Origin of the sequence: Lawsonibacter celer (assembly GCF_014281125.1) — a bacterium.
Lineage (GTDB): Bacteria > Bacillota > Clostridia > Oscillospirales > Oscillospiraceae > Lawsonibacter_B > Lawsonibacter_B celer.
On the sequence record NZ_JACOEA010000004.1, the window covers coordinates 132,484 to 144,177 of the forward strand.

9 protein-coding genes are annotated in these 11,694 nt (G+C 63.8%); 6 read left to right on the plus strand and 3 right to left on the minus strand.

Annotation, left to right across the window (positions count from 1 at the left end):
* Positions 1-15: 15 nt before the first annotated feature.
* The 3 genes from H9Q75_RS08830 to H9Q75_RS08840 are packed head-to-tail and all read right to left on the minus strand — an operon-like array spanning position 16 to position 3,550.
* Positions 16-2,310 (minus strand): xanthine dehydrogenase family protein molybdopterin-binding subunit, encoded by a 2,295-nt coding sequence (locus tag H9Q75_RS08830; protein ID WP_186566222.1) that lies wholly within the window; start codon positions 2,308-2,310, stop codon positions 16-18.
* The gene (locus H9Q75_RS08835; protein ID WP_186566225.1) at positions 2,307-2,759 is read right to left on the minus strand and encodes a (2Fe-2S)-binding protein; all 453 of its coding nucleotides are present in this window, start codon (positions 2,757-2,759) and stop codon (positions 2,307-2,309) included. The genes H9Q75_RS08830 and H9Q75_RS08835 overlap by 4 nt, the downstream gene beginning before the upstream one ends.
* Positions 2,756-3,550 (minus strand): FAD binding domain-containing protein, encoded by a 795-nt coding sequence (locus H9Q75_RS08840; protein ID WP_186566227.1) that lies wholly within the window; start codon positions 3,548-3,550, stop codon positions 2,756-2,758. The genes H9Q75_RS08835 and H9Q75_RS08840 overlap by 4 nt, the downstream gene beginning before the upstream one ends.
* Before the next feature lie 232 nt (positions 3,551-3,782).
* Between H9Q75_RS08840 and H9Q75_RS08845 the strand changes: the two genes are divergently transcribed.
* The 6 genes from H9Q75_RS08845 (at position 3,783) to H9Q75_RS08870 (ending at position 11,603) form a co-directional block, all read left to right on the plus strand.
* Positions 3,783-5,546: an adenine deaminase gene (locus tag H9Q75_RS08845; RefSeq protein WP_186566229.1), complete on the plus strand. Its 1,764-nt coding sequence runs from the start codon at positions 3,783-3,785 to the stop codon at positions 5,544-5,546.
* Between the two features lie 288 nt (positions 5,547-5,834).
* Complete coding sequence (locus H9Q75_RS08850) at positions 5,835-6,896, plus strand: BMP family protein (RefSeq protein WP_186566231.1); 1,062 nt, start codon at positions 5,835-5,837, stop codon at positions 6,894-6,896.
* Between the two features lie 157 nt (positions 6,897-7,053).
* Entirely contained in the window at positions 7,054-8,163 is a 1,110-nt protein-coding gene (locus H9Q75_RS08855) for an ABC transporter permease (protein ID WP_341480928.1), read from the plus strand.
* A complete protein-coding gene (locus tag H9Q75_RS08860; protein ID WP_186566233.1) occupies positions 8,163-9,083 on the plus strand; it encodes an ABC transporter permease in 921 nt (306 codons plus the stop codon). Before H9Q75_RS08855 ends, H9Q75_RS08860 begins: the two co-directional genes overlap by 1 nt.
* A gap of 13 nt (positions 9,084-9,096) precedes the next feature.
* Positions 9,097-10,611 carry an ABC transporter ATP-binding protein gene (locus H9Q75_RS08865; protein WP_186566235.1) on the plus strand — a complete coding sequence of 505 codons (1,515 nt, stop codon included), beginning with the start codon at positions 9,097-9,099 and terminating at the stop codon, positions 10,609-10,611.
* Positions 10,612-10,622: 11 nt separating this feature from the next.
* On the plus strand, positions 10,623-11,603 hold the full coding sequence (locus H9Q75_RS08870; protein ID WP_186566237.1) for a DMT family transporter: 981 nt from the start codon (positions 10,623-10,625) through the stop codon (positions 11,601-11,603).
* Positions 11,604-11,694: the final 91 nt, after the last annotated feature.

The following is an 11,694-nucleotide window of genomic DNA, read 5'->3' on the forward strand; positions in this document are numbered from 1 at the left end:
CCGCTTTTTAAATGTCTAAGGCTGGACCTGCTGCCGCAGCCCTTTCAGGATTTTTTCCGGGGTCATGGGCAGGTCGGTCATGCGCACGCCGCAGGCGTTGTAGATGGCATCCGCAATGGCGGGGACGGGGGTGTTGATCACGACCTCGCCGATGGACTTGGCTCCGAAGGGACCAGAGGGCTCGTAGCTCTGCTCGAAAGCCACACGGATCGGGGGCAGATCCATACGGGAGGGGATCTTGTAGCGCAGGAAGTTCCGGTTGAGCATCCGGCCCGCCTCGTCGTATTGCACATCCTCGTACAGGGCCATACCAATACCTTGGGCAATGCCGCCCTGGGCCTGCACTCTGGCCAGCGCGGGGTTGACCACCGTGCCGCAGTCCACCACGCCCACGTAGTCCAGCACGGTGACCTTGCCGGTGTCCCTGTCGAGCTCGATCTCGGCAAAGCCCGCCATCAGGGGCGGAGGGGAGGTGGGGGAGCAATGGCTGCCCTCGGCGGTGAACCAAGGACAGTCCGGCTCGGTCACTTGCCGACGGGCCAGCAGCTCCAGGCTCAGTCGGCCGCTGGAGCCGTTCCGGGCGTAGAAGAAGTCGCCGTCAAACTCGATAAAGGCCACGGGGCAGTCCAGGGCCCGGGCAGCCTCGGCCTTCATCATGCCGGTGAGCTGCTCGCAGGCCTTGACCATGGCCATGCCGGTGACGTAGGTGGTGGAGGAGGCAAAGGAGCCTTTGTCGTAGGGGGAGGAGTCGGTGTCTACCGGCGCGGAGGAGACCCGGTCGATGGAGCACTGGAGCGTTTCTGCGGCGATCTGGGCCAGCACGGTGTCGCAGCCGGTGCCCATGTCGCCGGCACCGTTGGAGACGATGTAGCGGCCGTCCTCGCACAGCTTGACCGACGCGCAGCACTTGTCCGCCTTGGAGATGCCCGAGCTCTGCAGGGCCACGGCCATGCCCACGGCCCGCACCCGGCTGCCGTCTACCTCCACGCGGGGGTACTTCTGATCCCAGCCAATCATATTCCGGCCGGTTTTGATGCAGCGGTCCAGGGCGGAGCTGGTGAGGAACTCAAAGAAGTAGGCAGGCATGAAGTCGCCGCTGTGGGGGATATTTTTCAGCCGCAGCTGACAGGGATCCATGCCCAGCTCCACGGCCAGGCGGTTGGTCATGGACTCGGTGGCGAAAAAGCCCTGAGTGGCGCCAAAACCGCGGAATGCACCGCCGGCCATGGTGTTGGTGTAGGTGATGTCGAAGTCGAAATGGAAGGCCTCCGCCCGGCCGAACATGGGCAGGGTCTTGACGCCAGTAAGCAGGGCGGTGGCAAAGGCCTGCTCGCCGTAGGCGCCGGCATTGGAGATCGTATGGACGCTGGCGGCCCGGACGATGCCGTCCTTCGTGGCGCCCAGCTTGACGGTGATATAGGTCTCATGACGGGAGTTGGAGGCGATAAAGCTCTCGGTACGGGAGTAGATCAGCTTGGCCGGCCGGCGGGTCTTGACGGTGACGATGGCGCAGAGTAGCTCGCACACCAGGGACTGCTTGGCGCCGAAGCCGCCGCCCACCTTGGGCTTGATGACCCGGATTCGGTCGATGGGCATGCCCAGGGCCTGGGCCGCCGTGCGGCGGCAGAGGAAGGGAATCTGGGTGGAGGTGACGATGGCCAGGCGGCCGTTGGCGTCGTAGTAGGAGAAGGCACGGAAGGTCTCCATCATGGCGTGGGAGTTGGCCCTGGTGTGGAAGGTGTCCTCCACTACCACGTCGCACTTGGCGAAGGCGGCGTCCAGGTCGCCGTAGGGCAGCTCGAAATGGGCCATCAGGTTGCGCTTGGGCTGCCCCTGAAGGGTATCCTCAGCGGAGTAGTCCTCCTCCCCGTGAATAGGGGGCTGGTGGTCCAGGGCCTGCCGGGGGTCCAGGACGGCGGGCAGAAGCTCGTAGTCCACTTCCAGCAGCCGCAGGGCCTTGTCGGCGGCCTCCTCGGTTTCCGCCGCCACGATGGCTACCGCGTCGCCCACGTAGCGCACGGTGTCCTCCAGGATATAGCGGTCGTTGGGGGAGCCGAAGGTGTAGGCCAGACCGCCCAGGCTGTGACGGATCCTGGGCACGTCCTCCCAGGTGAGGGCGCACGCCACGCCGGGCACCGCCAGGGCGCGCTTTTTCCGGATGGCGGTGATCCGGGCAAAGGCGTGGGGGCTGCGCAGGACCTTGACGATCAGGCAGTCCGCCGGGGCCAGATCCTCGGTGTAGATGGGTTTTCCGGTGGTCATGGCGGCGGAGTCCAGCTTGGGAACGGGCTGGTTGACGGCGTATTTCATTCCTCCACCTCCAGCCAGGCGCATACCGCGTCCATCTGGGCGGTGTAGCCGGAGCAGCGGCACAGGTTGCCGGCCAGGTAGGCGCGCACCTCTTCCCGAGTGGGGTGGGGCAGCTCGCGCCTCAGGGCCAGCACGGTCATCAGAAATCCGGGGGAGCAGAAGCCGCACTGCTCCGCCCCCCGGGCTGCCAAAAAGCGGCCTAAGTCGGCAGCCTGCTCCTCCACACCCTCCAGGGTAGTGACCCGGCGGCCCGTGGCACGGCAGGCCAGGTAGGAGCAGGAGAGCACCGGTGCGTCATCCACCCACACGGTGCACAGTCCGCAGTTTTCCGTATCGCAGCCCCGCTTCACGCTGGCCAGGCCTTGGGCACGGAGAAAGTCCAGCAGGGTCTGGGAAGGGGAGGCCTCCCCCTTCCAGGGGCGGCCGTTGAGGGTCAGTTCCAGATTCATCGGGAGACCTCCTGTTCCACACGGGCCGCGCATCGGGCCACCAGAGTTTCGGCCAGAAGGGCGCGGTACTCCCTGCCGGCCCGCAGGTCGCTGCCAAAGGTGAGGCCTTCGGCGGCCAGCCTGCCCGCCTGAGCGGGGGAGGCGCCGTGGGCCAGGGCGGCTTCCACCCCGGGGACCCGGACGGGACGGCCGGGCCGGGCGCCTACCACCACCCGCCAGTCCTTCCCCAGGCGGGAGACGGCGGCGGTGAGGATGGGCAGGTCGGTGGCGGTGAGGCGCATAGTCTCCATGGCTGTGGCCCGGTCCTCGATCCTGATCCGCACTCCGGTGACGATGTCCCGCTCCACGGCGGGGCGGGCGGCGAAGACCTCCAGAGGCACTGTTCCCTCCCCCGCCAGCTCCACGGTGCAGTCCAGACAGAGCAGGGCGGTGAGGGGATCGGAAAAGCCGAAGCGGGCGTACACGCTGCCCCCCACGGTGGCCCGGCTGCGCAGCTGAACCCCCACGATGGGGCGCACGCAGTGGGACAGGATGCCGCCGAATAGGGCGCAGGCGTCCCCGTTTTTCTCAAGGGCACGCAGGGTAGCACTGCCGCCAAGGACCAGTTCGTCCCCCTCCCGCCGGATGGCGTCCAGACCCAGGCGGGACAGATCAATCCCAACGCCATAGCGCCGGCGGCCCAGGGCCAGCCAGCACCCGCCGCCCAGAATCACATTGTTCCGACCCTTGCGCAGGAGGGACAGGGCTTCCTCGGCTGTGCCGGGAAAAGCCAGCTCCCGGATCGTATACACTGGCATCACCTCGAAAAAAGTTGAAATGAGTTCTCTTCAGACTATCACCTGCAAAGTGCCGTTGTCAAGGAGGACCGGGCCGGCTCCCGGAGGAATTTTTTCGCCCCCGCCGCCGCGGCCCGGTCTTGACAGGAATTTCAACCAGTGGCTATAATGAAAGACAGAACCTGTCCCGGACGGTGGCGCGCAGACGCTGCCGCTGAAACCAACAGCTGAAGGAGCGTGTGTAAAGATGGATCAGGTATTATTGGCAGTGGCTGGCGGAAAGCAGCCGGCGGATCTGGTTGTCAAAGGCGGCAAGCTGGTCAACGTTTATTCCGGCGAGATCTATGAGGGCGGTGTGGCCGTCAGCAACGGCAGGATTGCGGCAGTGGGCGACGTGGATTATGCCATCGGTCCTGATACCAAGATCATTGACGCCGCCGGCAAGTACATCACTCCGGGCTTTGTGGACGGCCACATCCATCCGGAGAGCTCCAGCCTTTCCATTCGGCCCTTTGCGGAGATCGTGCTTCAGCACGGCACCACCGCCATTATGACCGATCTGCATGAGGTAGGCGTGGTGGCCGGCCTGGAGGGCATTGAGGCGGTGCTGGACGAGGCCGCGGACACGGACCTGAAGCTCTATTTCGTGGTACCCTCCCACGTGCCCTTCTCACCCAATCTGGAGACCTCCGGCGGCAGCTTCAACACGGAGATTATCAAAAAGGCGCTGTCCCGGCCCGACGCAGTGGGCCTGTCTGAGTGCGTGGGTCCCTATATTCTGGCGGGCTTCCCGGAGCTGATGAACTCCATGGACGCCGCCCTGGGAATGGGCAAGTCCCTCCAGGGGCACCTGCCCGACATGGTAGGCCCGGCCCTCAACGTCTGTATGGCCGCCGGCGTATCCACTGACCACGAGTCCCTGGGTGCGGAGGACGCGGTGGCCCGCCTGCGCTCCGGCTGCCACCTGATGATGCGGGAGGGCTCCGCCGCCCGCAACCTGGAGGGGTGCATCAAGCCTATCCTGGAAAACCACATGGACACCTCCCGTGTCTCCATCGTCACCGACGACCTGCACACCTGCGACGCGGTGGACCACGGCCACCTGGACGAGGCCGTGCGTACCGCTCTCAAGTGCGGGGCTGACTTCGTGACCGCCATTCAGATGGTCACCCTCAACGCCGCCCGCGCCTTCAACCTGGATATGGAGATCGGCGGCTTGGCCCCCGGCCGCCGGGCGGACATCAACCTGACCACCGGGCCGGAGGATTTCAAGGTGGACACCGTCATTGCCGGTGGCAAGGTGGTGGCCGAGGGCGGCGCGCTGAAGGTGCACTACCCCAAGGCCGAGCACAAGCCCTGCCTGCTCAACACCGCCAAGCTGCTGCGCCCCATTACCGCCGAATCCTTCCAGATCACGGTGCCCAAGACGGCCAAGACCGTCACCGCCAAGGTGATGGATACCCTGCCCTGGATCCCTATCACCACCGGCCGCGACGTGGAGTTGAAGGTGAAGGACGGTGTGGTCCAGTGCGACGTGGACCAGGACGTGCTGTACATCGCCCAGGTGGAGCGCTATGCCAAGAACGGCAATGTGGGTAAAGCCTTTATGGGCGGCTTCCACATGAACTGCGGCGCCATCGCCTCCTCCGTGGGCCACGATAACCACAACATCATCGTGATGGGAGCAAACCACGAGGATATGGCCATCGCGGTCAACCGGGTGGTGGAGCTCACCGGCGGTCAGGTGGTAGTGAAGGACGGCAAGGTGGTGGCCGAGGTGGCCTACCCGGTCTGCGGCCTGCTGTCCGATCTGTCCGCGGAGGAGTTGGCCGATGTCAAGCGCGGGCTCAACGCCGCCATTCATGATATGGGCTGCCCCATTGCCATCCCCTTTATGTTCCTCTCCTTTATCTGTCTGGCGGCGATTCCGGAGTTCGCCGTCACCGACCACGGATTTATCGACGTGATTGGGCAGAAGATAGTGGATCCGATTCTGGCCATCCACGAATAAAGAAGTAGCCGTTTAAGCAGCCCCGCCCGGATTTGGGCGGGGCTGCCTGAATTTTTTTGAGCATTAAAAACTTTTTTTACGAAAAAGGCCGGTATACGACGAAAAAAGGGGATTTTTTTGTTTTTTTATTATCAATATTGCTAATAGACAATTTTCCCATTTGTTCTTTATAATAAAGACACTGACACAGCAAAAGGGTTGTTTCTCAGAGAACTTCGTTTCCCTGCGGAGCAGCTTTTTTTGTGTTTTACCCATAGCTTTTAAATGTTCGAAAGGGGATTTTACACAATGAAGAAACTGGTTTCTCTGCTCCTGTCTCTGTCTTTGGCGTTGGGTCTGGCCGCCTGCGGCAACGGCAACTCCGCCAACAGCCCTGCGACCGGCACCGACACGCCCGCTCCGGGCTCCTCTGCGCCCGCACAGACCGGCTCCGGCTCCGCCGAGGGCGTCAAGGTGGCCATGAGCATGTCCGGCCCCATCAGTGACATGAGCTGGAACTACACCGGCTACATGGGCCTGAAGCTGATGGAGGAAGAGGGCGCTGAGATCACCTATCAGGAGAACGTGGACCCCGCCTCCATCGTGGAGACCTTCCGCACCTATGCCTCCGAGGGCTATGACATGGTGTACATCAACGACGACTCCAACCAGGAGGATGTGGTGACCGCGGCCGCCGATTTCCCCAACACCCAGGTGTTCATCTGCAACGGCGCCAACCACACGGACAACGTCTACCCCATCTACTTCGCCGATGAGGACCATGGCTTTATCATGGGCCTGATCGCCGGCCTGCTGACCAAGACGGACAAGATCGGCTTTGTGGGCGGCCTGGAGTTCACCCCCATCATCCATTGCGCCCAGGGTTTTGAGCAGGGCGTGAAGTATGTCAACCCCGACGCTGAGGTGGTGATTACCTACATTGGCAGCATGACCGACGTGGCTGCTGCCAAGGAGACTGCGGCCGCCATGTTCCAGAGCGGCTGCGACGTGGTGGTGCCCAACGCCGACGCCGCGTCCCTGGGCGTCATTGAGGCCGGTGAGGAAGCCGGCGGCATGACCGTCGCCTGCGGCGAGGGCATGGAGAGCGTCGGCCCTACCACCTGTGCGGCCGGCGTACGGATGGACACCTCCGTGGGCTACAAGGCCGCCTTTGACCAGGTCATCAGCGGCACCCTGCCCAAGGTGGGCGAGGCGGTGCAGAAGTTCGGTATTGCCGACGGCCTGGTGCTGGAGCCCACTTATAACGACGGCTTTACTGCCGGAGAGCTCACCGATGAGATGAAGGCGGCCATCCAGGCCGGCTACGACGCGCTGAAGAGCGGCGAGGTCTCCGTACAGCTGGCGGACTAATTTTAAGCTTGGGAAGACCCTCTTACCTGCGCCAGAAGCGGGCCCGGATACCGGGCCCGCTTTCGGCGGTATCTTCCGCCGGAGTGCGCCGGAAAGCCGCGCAGGGGGCTTTCCGATACACCCCGGCATAAACGATTTCATAAGGAGGCGCTCATCTGTGACAAAAACCTGGCAGGAACGTCTGCGCGCGGGGCTGAAAGGCCTCTACTTCCCGGTGGCCGCCATTTTGGCGGCCGTGGTCCTCTCCAGCATCGTTATGGCGATTTTGGGCTTTGACCCGCTCTATGCCTACCAGTGCCTGCTCAAGGGTGCCTTCGGCAACACCAATTCCATCGGGGAGACCCTGGTGAAAACAACGCCCCTGATCTTTGCCGCAGTGGCGTTCGCCCTGCCCATGCGCTGCGGCATCTTCAACCTGGGGGCCACGGGCCAGCTCTACATCGGCGCCATCCTGGGCAGCTTGGTGGGCGTACGGTTTGCAGGCATGCCCGCGGTGCTCCATATTCCCCTGATGCTGCTGGCCGGCTTTGCCGGAGGGGCGCTGTACGGCGTGTTCGCCGGCTGGCTGCGCCACCGCTTTGGGGCCAATGAGCTCATCTCCACCATCATGCTCAACCACGTGGCCATTCAGCTGCTGGCCTACTGCGTGGCCGGCCCCCTGAAGGACCCGGCCACCGCCGCCACCAGTACCCCCCAGTCGGCCCAGATGGTGGCCTCGGTCAAGCTGCCGGTCATCCTGCCGGGCACCCGGCTCCACGCGGGGCTGATCCTGGCGGTGCTGTGCCTGGTGTTCTACTACGTATTTCTCTGGAAAACCACCCGAGGCTATGAGATGCGGGTGGTGGGCCTCAACCCCGGCGCGGGGGAGTACGCGGGTATGAGCGTGCGCAAAAACCAGCTGCTGGCCATGCTCCTGGCCGGCGGCATCGCGGGGATTGGCGGCTGCGTGGAACTGATGAGCGTTCAATCCCGCCTGATTCAGCAGTTTGCGGGCAACATCGGCTTTGACGGCGTGGCCGTGGCCCTGTTGGGGGGCAACAGCCCGGTGGGCATCGCCCTGGCGGGCATCCTCTTCGGTGCCCTCTCCGCCGGCGCGGGGCGGATGCAGATGCTGGCCAAGGTGCCCAACGCCACGGTATACATCACTCAGGGCCTGATTATTCTCTTTGTGGTGGGCCGGGAGCTCTTCCGCATTCGTAGCCGCAGGAAGAACAAGCCCTCCAGCCGGACCGCCGGACCCCGGAGCATGGAAAAGGAGGCTGTGTAATGCTGGACTGGATCACGAATTTTCTCTCCTCCGACATTATGACCGCCACCCCTCTGCTCATCACCGCCCTGGGCGCGGTCTACAGCGAGCGGGCGGGCATCCTGAACATCGGGAACGAGGGCCTGATGCTCACCGGCGCTTTTTTCGGCGCCACCGTCAGCTGGATCACCGGCTCCGCCTTTGTGGGGGCCGTGGCCGCCATGGCCGCCGCCATGGTGCTCAACCTGATTCTCGCCTTCTTCGTTATCACCGTCAAGGCCAACCAGGTGGTGGCCGGGCTGGCCATCAATACCCTGGCCAGCGGCCTGACCGTCACCCTCAACCGCCTGATCTTCGGCGTGTCCACCACGGTGCCCAAAATCGATGTGTTTGATAAGGTGGCCATACCCGGGCTGTGTAAAATCCCCGTGATCGGCGAGGCCTTTTTCAACCAGTCCCTGGTGGTCTATCTGACCTACCTGCTGGTGCCGGTGCTGGCCTTTGTGCTCAAGCGCACCAATATCGGCCTAAAAATCCGTTCCGTGGGCGAACACCCCCAGGCCTGCGACACCGTGGGCATCAGCGTCACCGGCGTGCGCTACGGCACCATGCTCTTCGCCGGCGCTCTGGCTGGCCTGGGCGGGGCCTTTACCTCCATGGGACAGCTGTCCTTCTTCGTGGAGGACATGGTGTCCGGCCGCGGCTATATGGCCCTGGCCGCCGTGGTGTTCGGCAACTACACCCCTGTGGGGGTCATGGGCGCCTGCCTGATGTTCGGCGCGGCCAGCGCTCTGCAGTACCGGCTTCAGACCACCGCCACCTGGATCCCTTATCAGTTCTGGATCATGCTGCCCTATGTAATTACCATCATCGCCCTGTGCTGCTACCGAAAGAAGAGCAACCGGCCGGCCTGCCACGGCCAGGCCTACGCCAAGATGTAAGGGAGGACGGACCATGGCCTTTTTGGAAATGAAGCATGTCTCCAAGTATTTCGGCAGCGTGGCCGCCAACGTGGACGTGAACCTCTCCGTGGAGAAGGGGGAGATCCACGCCCTGCTGGGGGAGAACGGCGCGGGCAAGTCCACCCTGATGAACATCCTCTACGGCATGTACGCCCATTCGGAGGGGGAGATCTGGCTCAATGGGCAGCCGGTGCGCATCAAGGACCCCAAGGACGCCATTGCCAAGGGCATCGGCATGGTGCACCAGCACTTCATGCTCATACCCGCCCTGTCCGTCATTGAGAACGTGGTGCTGGGCCTGAAGGAAAACAAGGCGGTGCTGGACCTGAAGGCGGCGGCCCGGGAGTTTTCCCAGATGGCCGAGCGCTTCGGCATGGAGCTGGACCCCTGGGCCAAGGTGGAGACCCTCTCCGTGGGCGCCCAGCAGCGGGTGGAGATTCTGAAGGCCCTTTACCGCAAGGCCTCCCTGCTGATTCTGGACGAGCCCACCGCCGTTCTCACCCCCCAGGAGGTGAAGGGGCTGTTCCACATGCTCCGCCAGCTCACCGCCGAGGGGCTGACCATTATCTTCATTACCCATAAGCTCAACGAGATTATGGAGGTGTGCGACCGCTGTACCATTCTGCGCCTGGGCCGGGTGGTCAGGACCACTGCGATTTCTGACATCCAGGATAAGCAGGAGCTGGCCGCCCTCATGGTAGGTTCCCAGGTGGAGCTGCTCACTCAGAAGCCGCCCGCCCATCCGGGAGACGAGGTGCTCCGGGTGGAGGACCTGTCCTATGTGGACAAGCGGGGGATCAGGGCGCTGGACCAGATGAGCTTTTCCCTCCGGGGCGGAGAGATCCTGGGCGTGTGCGGCGTGGACGGCAACGGCCAGTCCGAGCTGGTGCGCTGTATCACCGGCCTGCTCAAGCCCGCCTCCGGCTCGGTCCGGGTGTGCGGCGCCGACTGTACCGGGGCCGACCCCAGGATGATCCTGGGGCAGGGGGTGTCCCACATCCCGGAGGACCGGCATAAGATGGGCATGATCCGTGAGATGACGGTCAATGAAAACCTGATCTTGATGTCCTATCGCACCCCGGAGTGCCAGAAAAGGGGCTTTTTAAAGTGGAAGGACATCCGCGCCCACAGTCAGGCGCTGTGTGAACAGTATAACATCAAGACTCCGAGCGTTCTGGAGCGGTCCGGCAATCTGTCCGGCGGCAACCAGCAGAAGATGGTGGTGGGCCGCGAACTGGACCGCAGACCCAGGCTGTTGATCGCCATGCACCCGGACCGAGGCCTGGACATCGGCGCCACCAAGTACATCCAGCGACAGATCGTGGCGGCCAGCCAGGCGGGGGCCGGCGTGCTGCTGGTGTCCACGGAGCTGGACGAGATACTGGAGCTCTCCGACCGCATTCTGGTGGTCTTTGAGGGCCGCATGATGGGCATCCTGGACCGGAGCGAGGCCACGGCGGAGCGCCTGGGCCTGATGATGGCGGGTGCCCGGCAGAGCGCAGGTTAGGAGGGAAGAACATGCTCCGTGGCTTCCAGGGGGAAAAGACGGCCCGGGCGGGCGGAGGGGCGGTCCTGCTGGGCCTTCTGTCCTCGGTGTTTTTTTCCGTTACCTATGTGCTCAATAACTTGATGGCCGACGCGGGCGGAAGCTGGCTTTGGAGCGCCAGCCTGCGCTTTCTGATCATGTTCCCCATTCTGCTGCTTCTGGTCCTCCTCCGGGGGACCCTCGGGCGCACCCTGGCGGCGATCCGTCGTGCCCCGGGGCGCTGGATGGTGTGGAGCACCGTGGGCTTCGGTCTGTTCTATGCGCCCCTCACCTTTGCCTCGGCCTATGGGCCCTCCTGGCTGGTGGCGGGGACCTTTCAGTTCACCATCTTTGCCGGCGCCTTGCTCACCCCTCTGTTCTGGACCGTGCGGGATACCCCGGCGGGGCCCCTGCGTCAGCGGGGAAAAGTCCCCGTCCGGCTCTTCCCGGCCTTTGCCGTCATCCTGGCGGGGGTGTTCCTGCTCCAGGTGGACCATTTCCAAAAGACGGACCCCCTTACCGTGGTGCTCTTTGCCATTCCGGTGCTGGTATCCGCCTTTGCCTATCCCCTGGGCAACCGGAAGATGATGGAGCTGTGCGGCGGAGAGCTGGGTGTGATCGAGCGGGTGTTCGGCATGGATCTGTGCTCGCTGCCCTTTTTCCTGGTGCTGGCCGCCGCGGCAGGCGCGACGGCGGGCGCGCCGTCGCTCGGGCAGCTGCTTCAGTCCGCGGTGGTGGCTCTCTCCTCCGGTATTGTAGCGACCCTGGTGTTTTTTTATGCCACCCAGCTGGTGAGGGAGAACCCGCAGCAGCTGGCCCTGGTGGAGTCCACCCAGTGCGGCGAGGTAGTGTTCTCCCTGCTGGGGGGGATCCTACTGCTGCACAATGCCCTGCCCAGCCCGGTGGCGGCGCTGGGCCTGGTGCTCATTGTGGCCGGTATGGCGGCCAACAGTCTGCTCAGCGCGAAAAGATAAGGCATGAAACGGCCGTCCCTCACCAACCGGCGGGGCGGCCGTTCCCTTTGATAAAAATCAAAAAGCCTATTCCCAAATGGCCGGCCAGGTG